The following is an 18,663-nucleotide window of genomic DNA, read 5'->3' as shown; positions in this document are numbered from 1 at the left end:
TCGGCCTGTGAACTCACAGAAAAAAAGCAGACTTGCTCCCCTTCGTCACGCATACTTCTTAATCGTACTTTTGTAACCATGATATGAATTTCTTCTGAGTAATATTTAGTGTACAGTTGTGTAAATTTAAAATAACGAGATAAACATGAACAGCACAAGCACACCAATGTCGCCGCAGAGCGATAGCGCAGCAAACCGCAACAGCTCACAATCTCTGTCTGAAAGCCCTACACATAACCGTGCACGCCGTGCTGCATGGGGAAGTTTTGTCGGCGCCGTTGTCGACTGGTATGACTTTCTACTGTACGGAATAGTTGCCGCTTTGGTGTTTAACACTGAATTTTTCCCTCAGATAAGCCCGACCATGGGGACGCTGGCCGCCTTCGGGACTTTTGGCGTCGGCTTCTTGTTCCGTCCGCTGGGTGGCATGGTATTCGGTCATTTTGGCGATCGCCTGGGGCGTAAACGCATGCTGATGATCACCGTGTGGATGATGGGGATTGCCACAGCGTTCATCGGCCTGTTGCCTTCATTTGCGTCTATCGGCTGGTGGGCTCCGGTGTTGCTGGTCACCTTGCGTGCTATTCAGGGGTTTGCTGTTGGTGGCGAGTGGGGCGGTGCAGCATTGCTTGCGGTGGAAAGCGCGCCGAAGAAGAAAAAAGCCTTTTACAGTAGCGGTGTGCAGGTCGGTTATGGTGTCGGCTTGTTGCTGGCGACCGGCTCTATTTCTATTGTCAGTCATTGGACGACCAACGAGGAGTTTGTGACCTGGGGCTGGCGGTTGCCCTTCCTGTTCAGCCTGATACTGGTTGCCATCGCCTGGTGGGTGCGTAACGGCATGGATGAATCGCAGGAGTTTGAAGCCAATAAAACGCTGCAAGATCGCGCCAGCAAGCTCCGCTCTTTCCCCATTTTTGAAGCATTGCGCAAACATCCAAAAGCATTTCTGCTGATCATTGCTCTGGCCTTGGCGAACTGTTGACGATGTATATCGTTACGGCTTTTGCGTTGAACTACTCAACCGCACATCTTGGCCTGTCGCGCGATATGTTCCTGAATATCGGCCTGCTGGTGGGGGCAATCAGCTGCTTTTCTATCCCTGCTTTTGCCTGACTGGCGGACAGCTTCGGTCGTCGTCGTATCTATGTCACCGGTGCGCTGATCGGTGCAGCCAGTGCGGTGCCGTTCTTTATCGCGCTGGAGAATCACAACACGGTGCTGATTCTGCTGTTCGCTATTCTGCTGGCGAATGTCGCGCACGATATGATCGTCAGTGTGCAGCAACCGATGTTTACCGAACTGTTTGGTACCGCTTACCGCTATAGCGGTGCAGGCGTGGGTTATCAGGTCGCGAGCGTGGTGGGCGGTGGCTTTACGCCGTTTATTGCCGTGCTGCTGGTGACATTTTTCTCCGGCGCCTGGTACGGCGTTGCGGGTTATCTGGCGATAGGGTGCCTGATCTCCGCCGTGGTCGGTATGAGTATGAAGCCACAGTCAACGGATTGACCGCTAACAAAGACCGTAACGCGATAGTGCTGTACGTTACGGTCTCTCCCGCTATTTTGCGCTAAGTTGCGCTTTAACCGCCTCGAGCGCATCCAGCGCACACTGTTGGTCGATACTGCCCGAGGGCGCGCCACCAATGCCAATCGCCCCAATGGTTTGATCCCCGACTTTCACCGGCACGCCGCCTGCCAGCAGTAAAAAGCCCGGAATATCACGCAGATTTTGCGCTTCAGCGTTGGCCTGGGCATTTTTCATCACGTTTTCGGTGGGCGTTTTGGTGGTGAGTGCGGTAAAGGCCTTCATCCGGCTGGCTTCGAGGGTATGCGGACCGGCGTTGTCCATGCGTTTGGCCAGTTTCACTACGCCAGCACGATCGACGATGGTCACCGCCACGTTTACATTCTTGGCGACGCAGGATTGGATGGCGTGCTGTGCCAGCTGTTCGGCCAGCGCCAAAGAAAGATTTTTTTCGCTCAACACGCCATTGGCCAAGCTGGGGAAGGCGGTAATGCCGCTGAAAAGCAGTGTGGTAATAAGAAGGCGTTTCATTATGTTCTGGCTCCTGTTGTCCTTGGGAGGGATGCGACAAGGACAGCGTAACCAGAGCCTCTGGAAGGAACCATTCGGTTGATTACTCAAGCCACTGCGTAATTTTACGGAGCTTTATCGATAAGCGATTGCCCACCATACAGTTTTATCAATTTTGCCAGCGAGTTTATTTCCAGTTTGGAGAACAGATTCGCGCGGTGGGCCTCCACGGTGCGGGCGGAGAGTTGCAGATCTTTGGCGATCTCTTTGTTCGATTTCCCCTCCATCATCAGTGCCATCACTTCATGCTCGCGCGCAGAAAGCGTATTGAGCTTATCCCGTAACTGTGTGGCTTGTTGGCGCTGGGCAGCCTGCGTTTGAAACTGTGCCATCGCGCCAGAAACCGTTTCGAGCAGCAGATCTGCATCGATGGGCTTGGTCAAAAATTCGAAGGCACCACTTTTAAAGGCGCGTCGGCATAAATTGATATTGCCATGACCTGTCATGATGATGACGGGGATATCCATGCCGCGCTGTTGCCACTCCGCTAACAGGGTGAGCCCCGTTTTGCCTGGCATACGAATATCGAGCAACAGACAACCGTGCAGCGAGCACCAGTCACTGTGCTGATGTTCAAAATCAGCAATGCTGGCATAGGGTTGCGTTTGCCACCCGACGGAAGCCAGCAATGCACTGAGTGAGTCGCGGATAGCGTCATCATCGTCAATCAGATAAACACACTGCGTCAAGGGGTCTGCTCCTCGGCGTTGAAAGGAAACCACAGTGTGAATCGGGCTCCACTGCCAGCGACATTTTCTGCGCTGATGTCGCCGTTGAGACCCTGCACCAAGGTTTGGGTCAGCGCCATCCCGAGCCCTAATCCCCCTTGCCGGGTGGTGAAAAAGGGCAGAAAGACATTCTGTAGCGCCTGCTCAGATAACCCCGGTCCGCCGTCCGTTAGGGTCAGTGTAATGCCCCTTTCCGTCGGGTATGCAGCGATCTCAACCCAGGCCGATTTCGGCGCATTATCTCGCTGTGCCTGGATCGCATTGAGCAGCAGGTTATGCAGAATTTGCTCAACCCACTGCGGTGCAGCGAGAAACGGCGGCAGATCATCGGGGATTTTGTTGATGATTTTCATTTTCCCTGCCTGTAACTCGTTTTCCAGCAGCATTAACACACGTGACCAGACCGGTTTCAGATTAATCGGTTGTAAGGGCACATGGTCGCTATGCATTTTTTGCCGTAAATCGGTGAGCAGGGCACTGATGCGTTTGGTTTGCACGACCGCGGCGTTGAGCAGCGGGGCGATCTCCGCGCTCTTTTCTTGTTTCAGTAAACTCAGGGCGGTTTGGTTGTAACTCAGAATCGCAGTAAGCGGTTGATTCAGCTCATGTACCATACCGGCGGTGATCTCACCCATGGTATTGAGCCGGGTGAGTTCGGAAAACTGCGCGCGTAAATCCGCCAGCACACGTTGACGTTTATACATCAGGTAGCGGCTGACAAACGCTATGACGAGCGCCCAGAGCAGGGCAAACAACAGCATGCTGATCCAGGGCAGATGACGCCAGTCGGGATCGTTTCCTGCCGAAAGCTCAAACGGCTGTGAATCGCCCACCAGCGCTTTATGCCACTGCCAGTAAGACGTCGTCGTTGCATCACCAAGCACCACCAGAGGGGTGTCATGCCAGTACAGACGCAAAGTACGAAATGCATTGCTCTGCGGCAGTGTGCTGAGTACCTGATTGAGGTCGATCAGCAACGAGACGTGCTGGCCGTTTAGCCAATAGGTGCCGTTGCCCGCCAGTTGCGGCTCGGTGGCACTGAACTCCGGTGCGCGTGTTTTTAAGATAAGAATTTGGGGAAACGCTTTTTTGACTCTCTCGGGATCGCTGGCGGCGGAAAGCAGCGTCAGGATGACATCATGCTGAGACAGTTTGAGTGCCACATCACGATAGAGGATACGGAACTCGGCGCTGTGTTCTTCATACTGTTGTTGCAGCGTATGAATGCTCAGCGCGAGAGCGGATAGGGCCGTTAAGAGTATCCAAATGGCGAACTTACGCATGATGATGTCATTCGGGTTGAGTTAACGCCATGCGCATGGCTGAGAGAGTAACGCCGGGACATAGAACCATACTGGATGGATATTGTAAACCCGGCCGCACTCAACCCGTCCGGCCGGAACCTCTGTTTAGCGAAAACGGTCGACATCGTGAGCGGTGAGGCCGATGTCTTTGAGCTGAGCGTCATTGAGTCGACGCAGTTCGCGCAGCGTGGTACGGCGTTTTAGCCAGTGACACCACCACCGAAATGGGGTGCGGATGGTGATATCAATACTCCGCGTTATTGCTGTTTTACAACCGCTTCTCCACTGGCTCATTGCGCTCTCCTTCTCCTCAAGATACTGTTTATGATGAAGGTGAACGCGATGAGGATACAGCCTCAGAAAATCGATTTTTCAAGCATACAGATCGCGCTATATTGCAACTGAATGGCCTGTTTTACCTCTATCTGTACTGGTTTTTTTGCTGACGCATGGTGCAACACGGATACTTATGACGCGTTACCAGCATCTCGCCGCGCTTTTGGCGCAGCGCATTGAACAAGGGTTGTACCAAAACGGCGAGCGTTTGCCCTCCGTGCGCACGCTCAGTCAGGAACACGGCGTGAGCATTAGCACCGTACAGCAGGCCTATCATGTGCTGGAATCTCAGCAGCTTATTTTGCCGCAGCCCCGTTCTGGCTATTATGTCGCGCCGCGCAAAGCACATCCGCCCGTGCCGGGCTTAACCCGTCCTGCGCAGCGCCCGGTAGAAATCAGCCAATGGGATTCGGTGCGAGAGCTGTTCAGCCCCAATCCGGAACGTAACCTGTACAACCTGGGCGGCGGTGGACCGGATGTCAGCCAATCCTCGATTAAACCTTTATGGAAATCCCTGACGCGCTTTTGTCAGCGGCAGGACCTGCGGGTACTGAATTACGGCAATATGTATGGCGCGCCGGAACTGCGCGAGCAAATTGCTCGATTGGCGCTTGACAGCGATTGCCAACTGGCGGCAGAAGATATCGTGATCACCACCGGTTGTCAGGAGGCGTTGTTCACCGCATTGCGTTCCCTGTGTCGGGAAGGGGATATTGTGGCGGTGGAGTCACCCACCTTTCCCGGCACGCTGCAAACGCTTCGAGGATTGGGGATCAAAGTGGTGGAAATCCCCACCGATGCCGTGACGGGTATCAGTCTGGAAGCCTTGCAGTTGGCGCTGGAGCAGTGGCCGATAAAAGCGGTCATGCTGGTGCCAAGCTGTAATAATCCGCTCGGCTTTTATATGCCGGATGCGCGCAAGAAGGCGCTGATCGTGCTGGCACAGCAGTTTGATATTGCCATCATTGAAGATGATGCTTACGGTGAGTTGGCGTATGAGTACCCACGGCCGCGCACCATCAAATCCTTCGATAGCGATGGCAGAGTGCTGCTGTGCAGTTCATTTTCCAAAAGCTTTGCACCTGGGTTGCGTGTCGGATGGATTGCTCCCGGGCGCTATCTGGAACGCGTGCTGCATACCAAATACACCAGCACGGGCTATGCCGTGACCCATACCCAGTTAGCCGTGGCGGAGTTTATTCGTCAGGGCCATTATCAGCCCCACGTGCGTCGAATGCGCGCCTATTACAAAAGCAATCTTGATACGTTCACCTGCTGGGTGCGGCGCTATTTCCCCTGTGGAATTTGTGTAAGTCGACCGCAAGGTGGGTTTCTGATGTGGATTGAGTTTCCTGAAACCTTCGATACGTTGCGACTGAATAGTCTACTGCGCCAGTCCGGTATCCAGATAGCCTCTGGCTCGTTGTTCTCTGCGTCCGGCAAATACCGCAACTGTATGCGCGTGCACTACGGTCTGCCGTTAACCGATGAGATGCAACAGATGCTACGCGTGATTGGCGAGCAGGCGGAACACCTGCTGCATGAAGATACGGTGAGCGGCCACTAGGTGTATGTCGAAGAAGGGCCGATACAGCGTGCTAACGCCACCCTGTATCGGCAGAGGGGGCAAAACCGGATGGAACAATCCGGTTTTGGTTGATGAGTCGAGATCGTCAACAACCTCACTTTACGTAGCGAAAGATAAACCGAGGGTGCATGATCTGACCGTTTTATCGCCCGATAATGGCACGTTTCGCCCCGTTATCCCACGTGATGTTGATGATGCGACTGCCTTCCCAAATACCCATCCCAGTCTTTCCATACCGGTTGCAGACCAGCCTGCGCGATCGCTTGTGCGACGGCTTCCGGGCGGCGATTATCATGGGGGGCAAATTGCTCCAATTCGGAACGATCGTCTGCGTAGCCGCCCGGCTGCGTTTTGGAAAACGCGCTGACGCTGTTGATAGCAATAGGCACCACGTTATCGCGAAAATAGGGGGATTCCCGGGTAGATAGCGATAATTCCACGTCGGGAGCCAGCAGGCGGAACGCGCAAATCACTTGCAGTAACTGCGCTTCGTCCATGATCGATGCGGGCGTGATCCCCCCTGCACAGGGGCGCAGACGCGGAAAGGAGATGGAGTAACGACTCTGCCAGTAGGTTTGCTGCAAATACAGCAGATGCTCCGCCACCATATAGCAGTCAGTGCGCCAACTGTGCGATAAGCCGATTAACGCGCCGAGCCCGATCTTGTCGATCCCGGCGCTGCCCAAACGATCCGGTGTGTCCAGGCGCCAATGGAAATCCTGCTTGTTGCCGCGCAGGTGATGTTGTTGATAGGTCACCGGATGGTAGGTTTCCTGATAGACCATCACCCCGTCCAGCCCCAGCGTTTTCAGTTCTGAGTAATCCTCCTGCGCCATCGGCTGTACTTCCATCATCAGCGCGCTGAAGTGCGGCCGAATCACGGGAAACATCTCGCGAAAGTAATCCATGCCGACTTTACGTTGATGCTCCCCCGTGACCAGCAGCAGGTTGTCAAACCCCAGCGCTTTGATGGCGGCAATCTCGCGCAGGATTTCCTCTTGGTTCAAGGTCTTGCGCTTGATGTGGTTGCTCATGGAGAAACCACAGTAGGTGCAGTCATTGGCGCACAGGTTTGACAAGTAGAGCGGCACATAAAAGCCCACGGTATTGCCGAAGCGTTGCCGGGTAAGTTGCTGAGCCTGTGCGGCCAGCGGTTCCAGATAGTGCAGTGCTGCCGGGGAAAGCAGTGCCATCATATCGTCTCGGGAGAGCGTGGTCGCGGTAAGAGCCCGTTCCACATCACGCGCGGTTTTGCTGTTGATATCGATTGTGATGGCATCCCAATCGAGCTGCTCCCAGCGGGTACGAAAAGCGCGCGTCATGATTGCGCCTCCGATCTTATCTGATGAAGAAAGCCGGTCAACGGGCTGGTGGCACTTGCCGCCTGTTGGCGTTGACCTAATCCAGCCTGACGAGCCCGTTCGCCCGCGTCCACCGCTAAACGAAAGGCGTGAGCCATCTGCACCGGATCGCGCGCCACGGCAATCGCCGTGTTAACCAGCACCGCATCGGCCCCTATCTCCAGCGCCTCGGTGGCGTGGCTGGGGGCACCAATACCTGCGTCAACCACGACGGGCACGGTGGCCTGCTCAATAATGATGCGCAGGAAATCGCGGGTTTGCAGCCCCTGATTGGAGCCGATGGGCGCGCCCAATGGCATCACGGCGGCGCAACCTGCCTCTTCCAGCCGCTTGCACAGCACCGGGTCCGCGCCGCAGTAGGGCAGCACCACAAAACCTTCTTTGACCAGGCGCTCAGCGGCGCGCAGGGTTTCAATCGGGTCGGGCAACAGGTATTTGGCATCGGGGTGAATTTCCAGTTTCAGCCAATGCGTGCCCAGCGCTTCGCGTGCCAGTCGTGCGGCGAACACCGCTTCATCTGCGGTTTTTGCCCCTGAGGTGTTGGGCAACAGTTTCACACCAAGCTGTTTGAGCGGTGCGAAGATGGCGTCATTACCGGTTTTCAGGTCAACGCGTTTCATGGCCAGCGTGACTAACTGAGAGCCCGATGCCTGTAACGCCGCGTGCATCAGTTCGGCGGTGGCAAATTTACCCGTTCCGGTTAATAACCGGGAAGAAAAGCGTGTATCGGCAATCTGCAACATATCAACCCCCTGCGATAGCCTGAAAAAGAAGAATATCGTCGCCTGAGCGAATGGGCCGTGTCGCCCATTCGTCACGCGGCACAATGGTCTGGTTTATTGCCAGGGCCGTACCGGGCTGTAAGCGATCCAACCCCGCCAGCAGCGTTTCCACCATAATGCCCTCATCGCATTCCATCGGGGTGTCGTTCAGCGTGATGTTCATGCCGCGATATCCTTACAGACCGGGCAGCACGCCGAGCGGCTTAACTGAAAGGTTTGCCAGCTCTGTTGCTTGCCATCAAACAGGCGCAGCTTGCCGCTGAGTGCCGACGGCAATCCCGCCAGTAGCTTGATGGCTTCCAACGCCTGAAGCGTGCCGATGACCCCGACCACCGGGCCGAGCACACCGGCGGTGCGGCAATTGCGCTGCGGTTCTGTCGCGTCTGGATAGAGACAGGCGTAACAGCCGTGCGGGTAGGGGGGCGTTAGCACCAACAACTGTCCGCTAAAGCCAACCGCACTGCCGCTGACCAACGGCGTGTGCTGCTGAATGCAAGCGGCGTTAATCGCATGGCGTGTGGCCATGTTGTCGCTGCAATCCAGCACCAGATCTGCCTGTTGAACCGCGTGCTGTAAGGCTGTTCCTGCTAAACGCTCGGTAAGTGTTATCACTTCGGTTAACGGGTTGAGCGCCAAGAGTTGCTGCTTGGCGAGCGTGGCCTTGGAGCGAGAAATATCCTGCGTGCGATAGAGGATTTGCCGTTGTAGATTGGAAATATGCAGTTGGTCGTCATCGGCGATCGTCAAGGTGCCGACCCCTGCGGCAGCGAGATAGAGCGCGGCGGGCGCACCTAACCCACCCATGCCGACCAGCAGCACGCGGGATTTTTTCAGCCTTTCTTGTCCTTCCGGGCCGATATCTTCCAGCAGCAATTGACGGCTGTAGCGTAAGAACTCTTGATCGCTCAGTGTCGGCTCGTTAAGCATCATGACCCTCCTGATGTTCAATCAGGCTGAGCAGGGTGGCGGTGGCCTGACGCCAGTCGTCGGCCTGCGTGATGGCGCTGACCACCGCAATACTGCCGACGCCGGTTGCCAGTACGCTCGGCACGCGGTCAATACTGATGCCGCCGATGGCCACGGTAGGGAAACGTCCTTGCAGCGCATCAATGTGACGCTTCAGTTCACTCACACCCTGTGGCGCAGAGGGCATCTCTTTGGTTTGTGTCGGGAAGATATGCCCGAGGGCGATATAAGACGGTGTAAGCGCTACGGCGCGTGCCAGTTCCGCGTCATCGTGGGTTGAAATACCCAAACGTAGCCCTGCATTGCGGATTGCCTCCAGATCGGCGCTGTCCAGATCTTCCTGACCCAGGTGCACGCCGTATGCCCGATGCTTGACGGCCAATTGCCAAAAATCGTTAATAAACACGCGAGCCTGATAATCCTGCCCGAGCGCGATGGCTTGCATGATCGCGGTCTCGGCTTGTTCTGCGGTGCTGTTCTTAATGCGTAACTGGATGGTTTTTACGCCAGCACTGAGCAGGCGCTCGATCCAGGTCACGCTGTCGACCACCGGATAAAGCCCGAGCTGGGGCGCGGTCGTGGGAAATGCCGGATTCATTTCGTGTCCTCCCCGAGCAGCGTCGTGGCACTGTGGTAGAGCTCGCTGCCGCGCGCTCGGAACTGGGCGGACATCTCTGCCATGCCGACGTGAATTGGCTGCGCTTCTACGTCAGGGGAGGGGTTTTTCGCCGCGTATTCACGCACTTCCTGCGAAATTTTCATCGAGCAGAATTTGGGGCCGCACATGGAGCAGAAGTGTGCAACTTTGCCGGATTCTTGCGGCAGGGTTTCATCGTGATAGGCGCGGGCGGTTGTCGGGTCGAGTGCCAGATTGAACTGGTCTTCCCAACGAAACTCAAAGCGCGCTTTGGACATGGCGTTATCGCGGATCTGCGCACCGGGGTGCCCTTTCGCCAAATCAGCAGCATGCGCGGCGATCTTGTAGGTAATAAGCCCCTGCTTCACATCCTCTTTGTTGGGTAGCCCAAGGTGTTCTTTCGGCGTAACGTAGCAGAGCATGGCGCAACCGAACCAGCCAATCATCGCGGCCCCGATACCCGAGGTGAAGTGGTCATAACCGGGAGCGATATCGGTGGTCAGCGGCCCCAATGTATAGAACGGCGCTTCGTGGCAGTGCTCCAACTCTTCGGTCATGTTGCGGCGAATCATCTGCATCGGCACATGCCCCGGCCCTTCAATCATCACTTGCACGTCATACTCCCAGGCGATTTTGGTCAGCTCACCCAGGGTATGCAGCTCGGCAAACTGCGCCTGATCGTTGGCATCCTGAATGGAACCGGGACGCAAGCCATCGCCCAGCGACAGGGCAACATCGTAGGCCGCACAAATCTCGCAGATTTCACGGAAGTGAACGTAGAGGAAGTTCTCCTGATGGTGCGACAGGCACCACTTCGCCATGATGGAGCCGCCGCGCGATACGATGCCGGTCAGGCGCTGTGCCGTCATCGGCACATAGCGCAGCAGCACTCCCGCGTGAATGGTGAAGTAATCAACCCCTTGCTCTGCTTGCTCAAGCAGCGTATCGCGGAACATTTCCCACGTGAGGTTTTCCGCGACACCATTGACCTTCTCCAGCGCCTGATAAATAGGAACGGTACCAATCGGCACCGGGCTGTTGCGCAGTATCCACTCGCGGGTTTCGTGAATATAGCGTCCGGTGGAGAGATCCATCACCGTATCGGCCCCCCACAGCGTGGACCAGACCAGTTTTTCCACCTCTTCCTCGATGGACGAAGTGACCGCCGAGTTGCCGATGTTAGCGTTTACCTTGACCAGAAAATTGCGCCCGATAATCATCGGTTCTGATTCGGGGTGATTGATGTTGGACGGGATGATGGCACGGCCTGCGGCGACTTCCTGGCGCACAAATTCCGGGGTGATGTTGTCCGGTAGGATTGCGCCAAAGCTTTGCCCCGGATGCTGGTGGCGTAGCACTTCGCTGCGAATGCGCTCGCGTCCCATGTTTTCGCGGATGGCGATAAACTCCATTTCTGGCGTGATGAGCCCTTGGCGCGCATAGTGCAACTGCGTGACGCACTTGCCTGATTGGGCGCGTTTGGGTTGCGGTAACTGTTCAAAGCGCAGGTGATCCAACCCGGCATCCGCCAATCGCTGTTGGGTAAAACGGGAACTGACGCCGGAAAGCGGCGCGGTGTCGTTACGTTCTGCAATCCAGTCAGCCCGCAGTTTGACCAGCCCGGTACGCACGTCCGGCCGCGCATCGGGATCGCCATATGGCCCCGCGGTGTCATACACCGGCACGGCTTCGTTAGGTTCATAGCGGGGAGTGTCTTTGTCGCCCCCCAATAGCGTTGGGCTAAGGGCGATTTCCCGCATCGGCACCCGGATATCACTGCGCGACCCGGTAAGGTAGATGCGCGTGGAGTTAGGGAAGGTGGTGCCGCGCAGGTTATGAATAAACGCCTCGGCGGCTTCGCGCTTTTCGCGACGGCCAGACGGGGTTTTAGGTGTTGTGGCGGGTGATTGAGACATAGCATGTTCCTGATTATGGTTAAGGAAAAATGCTTGTCTGGAGCTCGCAGGGAGTAATTGTGGTTGCCTTGGCCCGATTTTACGCGCTATGTCGGTAACAACATGGCGGTGACAACGGTGACAAAACAGAATGGATTACTCTTGTTCCCTTCGCAGGTTTTAACCTGATCAGGTTCCGCGGATCCCGAATAAACGGTCTCAGCCTGCGGTTTATGTAGGACATAAACACGCTAGGCACTCCGACAAGATACGCCCGATCTACCCGTCATACTTCAAGTTGCAGGTGCGTTGGCTGCGTTCACTCACCCGAATCACTTACCTGAGTAAGCTCATCGGGATTCATTCACTTGCCGCCTTCCTGAAACTCGAATTATTTAGGGTATAGTCAGCACAGTGGCTGCTTACCAGGCAATAACCTCATTACCATGAGGTTAATAAAACCCTGACACTTTAGGACGTCTGAGAGACACTGTCAAAATGTAAGGTGGGGCGATGGCGTTATTCTTTATCAATGACCAGACGAATCAGTCGATCTTCCAATGCAAAGCGTTCCGCCATGGCTTCGCCGACGCTTGACAGCGCTTGCTGAAACTCAATGCAGTTATCGTGATCGATAGCGGTCGCCAGACTGCTGTCGTAGAAATCCATAATGAATTGTGTGTTGGCCTGCAACGCCAGTGCCAGACGGTGCGTTTGCGCCAGCTTTTGATCGCTCAGTGCGACCGCCTCTTGCAAGATGCGCTCATAGACATGGAAATGGCAGGCGGAAAGATAGTCCACAAGGTTGTGGCAAAAATCATCCAGGGCCTGCTCATCGAGCGGGGTGTGTTTATCTTTGTTTGGCTTAATGCCGACCAGATGGTAATAGGCAACCAGAAGTTGCTTGCGCGCTTGTAGCCATTGGTCGATTAACGCATTATTGCCACCAACGTACTCAGTCAGACTTTGTAATTGGTTTAACATTGATGACTTCGTGCATTGATAAGAAAGAACAATCGGTGACGATGAAATTCTGCCATATCCCTGACAGTTAAAATGCCAGTGAAGTGTCTGTGGAGCAATAGAAAAGATATGGAACAAACATTAAAAGGTGATGAGCATGGATGGTGGGTGGTCAGCCATGAGGGTCAAGTGTGGCTGCCTGAAGGGAAACTCCCGCATGGCACGGCAGTACAGTGCGGATTGGAAGGCATTGTTGGGCGCCAGATAGGGGAGTGGCAGGGAGAATGCGTGTGGCTGGTCAGCCACCAGAAAACGTCGCACATGGATTCTGTGCGGCAACTGCTGGATGAAGACGTGGCACTGTTTCAACTGGCCGGTCGCGGTGTACAACTGGCCGAGTTTTATCGTTCGCACCAGTTTTGCGGCTATTGCGGTCAGAAAATGGTGCACAGCAAAACGGAACTGGCTTGCTTGTGTCCGCACTGCAAAGAGCGCTACTACCCGCAAATCGCCCCGTGCGTGATCGTGGCGATCCGGCGTGGCGACGAGATCTTGCTGGCGCAGCATCAGCGTCACCGTGGCAATATGTATACCGTGCTGGCGGGGTTTGTGGAAGTGGGCGAAACCCTCGAACAGGCCGTTGCCCGCGAAGTGATGGAAGAGAGCAATATTCGTATTAAAAATCTGCGCTACATCAGCTCGCAGCCATGGCCGTTCCCGCATTCGCTGATGATGGCGTTTATGGCGGAGTATGCCGACGGCGACCTGCGCCACGATCCCAAAGAACTCCGCGATGCGGGCTGGTTCCGCTACGATCAACTGCCAATTCTCCCGCCGCCGGGTACGGTCGCGCGACGTTTGATTGAAGACACTGTGGTACTGTGCCGTGATGGGCAGGAATAGCGCTGTTGGCGTGCTACACTTCGCGCCAATCGTTTCGTTATCGCGTTTTGACCCCTCTCAGGATGACAAAAGGACATCGCATGCCAGACCTGAAAAATGATCGCTATCTGCGCGCGCTACTGCGCCAGCCCGTTGATGTTACGCCGGTATGGATGATGCGCCAGGCAGGCCGCTATCTGCCAGAGTACAAAGCAACGCGCGCACAGGCGGGTGATTTTATGTCGCTGTGCAGAAATCCAGAGCTGGCTTGCGAAGTCACGCTGCAACCGCTGCGGCGCTATGCGCTGGATGCCGCCATCCTGTTTTCCGATATTCTCACCGTGCCGGATGCCATGGGATTAGGGCTCTATTTCGAAACCGGGGAAGGACCGCGTTTTACCCATCCGGTTCGGAACGCTACGGATGTGGCGCGCTTGCCAATTCCCGATCCTGAGCAGGAGCTGGGCTATGTGATGGATGCGGTTCGCACCATTCGCCGCGAACTGGCGGGTGCTGTGCCATTGATCGGTTTTTCCGGTAGCCCTTGGACACTGGCAACCTATATGGTGGAAGGCGGCAGCAGTAAAGCGTTTACGGTTATCAAGAAAATGCTGTTTGCTGAGCCACAGACGCTCCACTTGCTGTTGGATAAGCTGGCTGACAGCGTGATTCTGTATTTGAATGCGCAGATCAAGGCCGGTGCTCAATCGGTGATGATTTTCGACACCTGGGGCGGCGCGCTGAGCGGGCGCGACTACCGTGAGTTTTCACTGCATTACATGCACAAAATTGTGGATGGTCTGCTGCGTGAGCATGAGGCGCGGCGCGTGCCGGTAACGCTGTTTACCAAAGGCGGCGGCCAGTGGCTGGAGGCGATGGCCGCGACAGGGTGCGATGCGCTGGGTCTGGATTGGACCACGGATATCAGTGAGGTGCGGGCGCGGGTTGGGGACAAGGTGGCGCTGCAAGGCAATATGGACCCATCAATGCTCTATGCACCGCCAGCGCGTATCGAGCAAGAAGTCGAGACGATTTTGACCGCGTTTGGTCAGGGGAATGGGCACGTGTTCAATTTGGGGCATGGGATTCATCAGGATGTGCCACCGGAACATGCCGGTGCTTTTGTGGATGCGGTGCATCGCTTGTCGCGCCCGTTTCATCAATAATCGCCATCATCAGGATTGAACGCGCCTTAAGGGGTAGGCTGATGGATACGCAAGCGTTGAAAGCGGAGCAGAAACGGCGGGCGCAGGAGATCGTGCATGTTGACAGCCTGCCCTTTGCCGAGCCTAGGTTTATTGGCGGGGCTGATGTTGGGTTCGAACAAGAGGGGGCGGTGACGCGAGCGGCGATTGCGATATTGCACTACCCTTCACTTCAGTTGGTTGAGTTCCAGATTGCCCGTATCCCGACGGTAATGCCCTATGTGCCGGGGTTGCTCTCTTTTCGTGAGTGTCCTGGCCTGTTGGCAGCGTGGGAAAAGTTGGTGCAGAAGCCTGATTTGCTGTTTGTTGACGGTCACGGCATTTCACACCCCAGGCGGTTGGGCGTTGCCAGCCATTTTGGGTTATTGGTGGATGTCCCAACCATTGGCGTGGCTAAAAAACGGCTGTGTGGTCAGAGTGCCCCACTTTCTGAAGCACCCGGCAGCCAAAGCGCGCTGATGGATCATGACGAACAGATTGGCTGGGTGTGGCGTAGCAAGGCACGCTGTAATCCGCTGTTTATCTCAACCGGCCATCGGGTGAGCCTGAACAGCGCGCTGATGTGGGTAAAACGCTGCCAGCAGGGCTATCGTTTACCCGAACCTACGCGTTGGGCGGACGCCGTTGCCTCACAGCGGCCAGCCTTTCAACGCTGGCTGCGTGAAAATCCGCAATAACGCAGGCGGGATGCGGTAAGTTTAAGAATTCAGGCATAGGGCAAGGCAAAATTTTCAGGTACACTGCCTGCCATTAAAAATAATGAGCGTCGACGATGTTACGTAATCCGATTCACCTGCGGCTGGAGAAGCTGGAAAGCTGGCAGCATGTGACTTTTATGGCTTGCCTTTGCGAGCGGATGTATCCGAACTATTATGAATTCTGCCGCCAGACCGAGTTTGGTGATGCGCAGCTGTATCGACGCATCCTCGATCTGGTGTGGGAAGTGCTGGTGGTGAAAGAGGCCAAAGTTAATTTCGACAGCCAGTTGGAGAAATGGGAAGACGCTATTCCCTCCGCGGATGATTACGATTTATACGGTGTCTATCCGGCCATTGACGCGTGCATTGCATTGGGTGAACTCATTCATTCGCAACTGAGTGGTGCCACGCTCGAGCATGCGATTGCTATTAGCGAAACCTCCATTCGCACGGTAGCGATGCTGGAAATGACGCAAGCTGGTCGTGAAATGACGGACGAAGAACTCTACACGCTGCCCGCTATCGAAGAAGAATGGGATATTCAGTGGGAGATTTTTCGATTGCTGGCGGCGTGTGAAGAGCGTGATTTGGAATTGATTAAAGGGCTGCGCGCCGACCTGCGGGAAGCTGGGAGCAGCAATATTGGCATAAATTTAGGCCAATAAGGCGATAAAACGTGATTTAAGGCCCTAAATGACAAGTTGAAGGGCTTCACATCCGCCCCCTGTCTGGTCTACATTTGGGGGGCGTAAAAAAAGTGGCTGTCGGTGCGTGTATGCAGGAGAGTGCTTTTGAGCATATCCGTCGCACTCGATGCTAAGCAAGCGATAAACACACTGTAAGGATAACTTATGAATAAGACTCAACTGATTGATGTGATTGCAGACAAAGCTGACCTGTCCAAGGCTCAGGCTAAAACAGCGTTAGAAGCCACTCTGGCCGCGGTAACTGAGTCTCTGAAAGCAGGCGATGCAGTACAATTAGTGGGTTTTGGTACGTTTAAAGTGAACCATCGTAACGAGCGCACTGGCCGCAACCCGCAAACGGGTAAAGAAATCAAAATCGCTGCGGCGAATGTCCCGGCATTTGTTGCGGGCAAAGCACTGAAAGACGCTGTTAAATAAGCGAATGCCAGTGAAGGATTCAAGCAAAGGGGCGTTAGCGCCCCTTTTGCTTTTGTGGCGCAGGTTGGGTTCGGTGGCTATTGCCGGATTGCTCACCGCCTGCTCCAGTCACTCGCCACCGCCAACGACCTTCGCCACCGGCTATGTCGGCGATCGCGCGGTGGTGCGCGTGTGGCGCAAAGATGATAGCCAACAGCACAGCACACAGTTAGTGACACTCTCCAATGCGTTGCAGGATGATAATCTGTGGCCCGATCGCCACGGGGTAGAAACGCGCTACCTGTTTGTTCAGGATCACCTGCGTGAAATAAAACGCAGTTATCGCGGCGCCCATCCGGAAAGTCTCCATCTTCGATTTGCCGATGACGGCACGGTGAGTTTTATGCAACGGCAACTCGATGATCGGCGTGAAAGCGTTTCTGGCGATGAGATTGCGCTGTTTCAGTTTGATGCCAAGCGGGTGCTGGAACTCAGCGAGGTGTTACGCACTGGCAGTGTGAAACTGCGTCAGGGGTTGCTACAGGGCAATCGCGTACTCACCTGCGATGGACAAAATGTCAGCCCTGATTTTGATAGGCTTTCGCTGAGATGGATAGCGGAACAGCGACAGCACCGCCCTGAGGTCACGCAGCGCGTGGCGTGGTTGGATGCCCCTGCGGGTACGCAACTGCTGCTGGTGGCTGAGGAAGATTTGTGCCAGTGGAAGCCATTTCTCAGCGAATAGTGAAGACGTCTGACAACCCGTGGCGTATCAATAAAAAAGCCGGATCGCTCCGGCTTTTTTGTTTTGGCAGTGCTTACTGATTCTGCTCGCGTGCAATGGCGCGATAGCCGATATCGTTGCGGTAGAAACCGCCATTCCAGCGGATATCTTTGGCAACCTCATATGCTTTCTGCTGCGCCAGCGCGACAGTGCTACCCAGGGCGGTTACGCACAGTACGCGTCCACCGCTGGTGACGACGTCATCGCCACGCAGTGCGGTGCCAGCCTGAAACACCTTACTGTCTTCCGCTTCTTCTTGCGGTAATCCGCTGATGACATCGCCGGAAGCGTAGTCACCGGGATAACCGCCTGCCGCGATCACCACGCCTAACGCGGGACGCTCATCCCAGACAGACGTTGTCTGATCCAGTTTGCCTGCACAGGCTGCCAGACACATCTCCACCAGATCCGAGCGCAGGCGCATCATGATCGGTTGCGTTTCCGGATCGCCAAAGCGGCAGTTAAATTCGATCACCTTAGGCTGGCCCGCGTCATCGATTATCAATCCGGCATACAGGAAACCGGTATAGGTATTTCCTTCCGCCTTCATGCCGCGCACTGTCGGCCAAATCACCTGATCCATCACGCGCTGGTGAATCTCATCGGTCACCACCGGAGCGGGAGAGTATGCGCCCATACCGCCCGTGTTCGGACCGGTGTCTTTATCGCCAACCCGTTTGTGGTCCTGGCTGGTGGCCATGGGCAATACGTTATCGCCGTCGACCATGACGATAAAGCTGGCCTCTTCACCTTCCAGAAACTCTTCGATGACGATACGGTGCCCGGCATCGCCAAACGCATTGCCTGCCAGCATATCCTGAACCGCACTTTCCGCTTCTTCCTGCGTCATGGCAACGATAACGCCTTTGCCCGCCGCCAGACCGTCAGCCTTTACAACGATAGGCGCGCCGTGCTTGCGCACATAGGCCAGCGCAGGCTCAACCTCGGTGAAATTCTGATAGAACGCGGTCGGGATCTGCTGACGCGCCAGGAAATCTTTGGTAAAGGCCTTGGAGCCTTCCAACTGTGCAGCCGCCTGCGTCGGGCCAAAAATCGTCAGACCCGCGGCGCGGAAAGCATCAACCACGCCAATCACCAGCGGTGCTTCCGGACCGACGATGGTTAAACCAATCTGTTTTTCCTGGGCAAAAGCAACCAGCGCCGGAATATCGGTAGCGGAGATCGCCACGTTTTGCAGCGCAGGTTCGCGTGCCGTACCTGCATTGCCGGGCGCGACATACACATTATCTGCCAGCGGCGACTGGGCGGCTTTCCACGCCAGCGCATGTTCGCGCCCGCCATTACCAATGATTAAAATGTTCATCTGTGTCATATCC

At 55.4% G+C, this 18,663-nt stretch carries 19 protein-coding genes, 1 pseudogene and 1 riboswitch; of the genes and pseudogenes, 8 read left to right on the top strand and 12 right to left on the bottom strand.

All coding sequences use genetic code 11. The annotated features are described in order from the left end of the window. The first annotated feature begins 166 nt into the window (after nt 1–166). Nucleotides 167–1,506, top strand: a pseudogene (gene shiA / locus K6K13_RS22520) (shikimate transporter). A 51-nt stretch (nt 1,507–1,557) separates the two neighbouring features. On the opposite strand, the gene K6K13_RS22515 reads toward shiA, so the two are convergent. The 4 genes from K6K13_RS22515 to K6K13_RS22500 all read right to left on the bottom strand — a co-directional run bounded on the left by K6K13_RS22515 (nt 1,558) and on the right by K6K13_RS22500 (nt 4,420). Beyond that, nucleotides 1,558–2,055: a GlcG/HbpS family heme-binding protein gene (locus tag K6K13_RS22515; protein ID WP_222158928.1), complete on the bottom strand. Its 498-nt coding sequence runs from the start codon at nt 2,053–2,055 to the stop codon at nt 1,558–1,560. Nucleotides 2,056–2,159: 104 nt separating this feature from the next. Continuing rightward, nucleotides 2,160–2,783 carry a response regulator transcription factor gene (locus tag K6K13_RS22510; protein WP_222158927.1) on the bottom strand — a complete coding sequence of 208 codons (624 nt, stop codon included), beginning with the start codon at nt 2,781–2,783 and terminating at the stop codon, nt 2,160–2,162. After that, nucleotides 2,780–4,105 (bottom strand): sensor histidine kinase, encoded by a 1,326-nt coding sequence (locus tag K6K13_RS22505; protein ID WP_222158926.1) that lies wholly within the window; start codon nt 4,103–4,105, stop codon nt 2,780–2,782. Before K6K13_RS22505 ends, K6K13_RS22510 begins: the two co-directional genes overlap by 4 nt. A gap of 126 nt (nt 4,106–4,231) precedes the next feature. Further along, a complete protein-coding gene (locus K6K13_RS22500; protein ID WP_222158925.1) occupies nt 4,232–4,420 on the bottom strand; it encodes a YjiS-like domain-containing protein in 189 nt (62 codons plus the stop codon). A 175-nt stretch (nt 4,421–4,595) separates the two neighbouring features. Here K6K13_RS22500 and K6K13_RS22495 point away from each other — a divergent pair, with 175 nt between their 5' ends. Further along, nucleotides 4,596–6,029, top strand: a complete 1,434-nt coding sequence (locus tag K6K13_RS22495; protein WP_222158924.1) for an aminotransferase-like domain-containing protein — start codon at nt 4,596–4,598, stop codon at nt 6,027–6,029. Nucleotides 6,030–6,223: 194 nt separating this feature from the next. Here K6K13_RS22495 and thiH read toward each other — a convergent pair whose 3' ends face one another. From thiH to rsd, 7 genes are all read right to left on the bottom strand, one after another. Beyond that, nucleotides 6,224–7,372 carry a 2-iminoacetate synthase ThiH gene (gene thiH / locus K6K13_RS22490; RefSeq protein ID WP_222158923.1) on the bottom strand — a complete coding sequence of 383 codons (1,149 nt, stop codon included), beginning with the start codon at nt 7,370–7,372 and terminating at the stop codon, nt 6,224–6,226. After that, entirely contained in the window at nt 7,369–8,154 is a 786-nt protein-coding gene (locus tag K6K13_RS22485; protein ID WP_222158922.1) for a thiazole synthase, read from the bottom strand. Before K6K13_RS22485 ends, thiH begins: the two co-directional genes overlap by 4 nt. Nucleotide 8,155: 1 nt before the next feature. Further along, entirely contained in the window at nt 8,156–8,356 is a 201-nt protein-coding gene (gene thiS, locus K6K13_RS22480) for a sulfur carrier protein ThiS (protein ID WP_222158921.1), read from the bottom strand. Continuing rightward, the gene (locus K6K13_RS22475; protein ID WP_222161229.1) at nt 8,353–9,120 is read right to left on the bottom strand and encodes a HesA/MoeB/ThiF family protein; all 768 of its coding nucleotides are present in this window, start codon (nt 9,118–9,120) and stop codon (nt 8,353–8,355) included. Before K6K13_RS22475 ends, thiS begins: the two co-directional genes overlap by 4 nt. Continuing rightward, nucleotides 9,113–9,757 (bottom strand): thiamine phosphate synthase, encoded by a 645-nt coding sequence (thiE, locus tag K6K13_RS22470; protein ID WP_222158920.1) that lies wholly within the window; start codon nt 9,755–9,757, stop codon nt 9,113–9,115. Before thiE ends, K6K13_RS22475 begins: the two co-directional genes overlap by 8 nt. After that, nucleotides 9,754–11,712: a phosphomethylpyrimidine synthase ThiC gene (gene thiC / locus K6K13_RS22465; RefSeq protein ID WP_222158919.1), complete on the bottom strand. Its 1,959-nt coding sequence runs from the start codon at nt 11,710–11,712 to the stop codon at nt 9,754–9,756. Before thiC ends, thiE begins: the two co-directional genes overlap by 4 nt. Nucleotides 11,713–11,840: 128 nt before the next feature. Beyond that, nucleotides 11,841–11,964, bottom strand: a riboswitch (TPP riboswitch). Between the two features lie 246 nt (nt 11,965–12,210). Next, complete coding sequence (gene rsd / locus K6K13_RS22460) at nt 12,211–12,675, bottom strand: sigma D regulator (protein ID WP_222158918.1); 465 nt, start codon at nt 12,673–12,675, stop codon at nt 12,211–12,213. Nucleotides 12,676–12,783: 108 nt separating this feature from the next. On the opposite strand from rsd, the gene nudC reads away from it, so the two are divergent. From nudC to K6K13_RS22430, 6 genes are all read left to right on the top strand, one after another. Then, nucleotides 12,784–13,557 (top strand): NAD(+) diphosphatase, encoded by a 774-nt coding sequence (gene nudC / locus K6K13_RS22455; RefSeq protein WP_222158917.1) that lies wholly within the window; start codon nt 12,784–12,786, stop codon nt 13,555–13,557. Between the two features lie 80 nt (nt 13,558–13,637). Continuing rightward, the gene (hemE, locus tag K6K13_RS22450) at nt 13,638–14,702 is read left to right on the top strand and encodes a uroporphyrinogen decarboxylase (protein ID WP_222158916.1); all 1,065 of its coding nucleotides are present in this window, start codon (nt 13,638–13,640) and stop codon (nt 14,700–14,702) included. Nucleotides 14,703–14,743: 41 nt separating this feature from the next. Continuing rightward, nucleotides 14,744–15,418, top strand: a complete 675-nt coding sequence (gene nfi, locus K6K13_RS22445) for a deoxyribonuclease V (protein ID WP_222158915.1) — start codon at nt 14,744–14,746, stop codon at nt 15,416–15,418. Between the two features lie 95 nt (nt 15,419–15,513). Further along, the gene (locus tag K6K13_RS22440) at nt 15,514–16,104 is read left to right on the top strand and encodes a YjaG family protein (protein ID WP_222158914.1); all 591 of its coding nucleotides are present in this window, start codon (nt 15,514–15,516) and stop codon (nt 16,102–16,104) included. 186 nt (nt 16,105–16,290) lie between these two features. Beyond that, entirely contained in the window at nt 16,291–16,563 is a 273-nt protein-coding gene (hupA, locus tag K6K13_RS22435) for a nucleoid-associated protein HU-alpha (RefSeq protein ID WP_195316323.1), read from the top strand. A 73-nt stretch (nt 16,564–16,636) separates the two neighbouring features. Further along, nucleotides 16,637–17,287: a DUF1481 domain-containing protein gene (locus K6K13_RS22430; RefSeq protein WP_350338144.1), complete on the top strand. Its 651-nt coding sequence runs from the start codon at nt 16,637–16,639 to the stop codon at nt 17,285–17,287. Nucleotides 17,288–17,360: 73 nt separating this feature from the next. On the opposite strand, the gene purD is transcribed toward K6K13_RS22430, so the two are convergent. Then, entirely contained in the window at nt 17,361–18,650 is a 1,290-nt protein-coding gene (gene purD, locus K6K13_RS22425; RefSeq protein ID WP_222158912.1) for a phosphoribosylamine--glycine ligase, read from the bottom strand. Nucleotides 18,651–18,663 lie beyond the last annotated feature (13 nt).

It is taken from the genome of Symbiopectobacterium purcellii (genome assembly GCF_019797845.1).
GTDB lineage: Bacteria > Pseudomonadota > Gammaproteobacteria > Enterobacterales > Enterobacteriaceae > Symbiopectobacterium > Symbiopectobacterium purcellii.
This window is presented reverse-complemented; position numbering and strand designations above follow the sequence as displayed.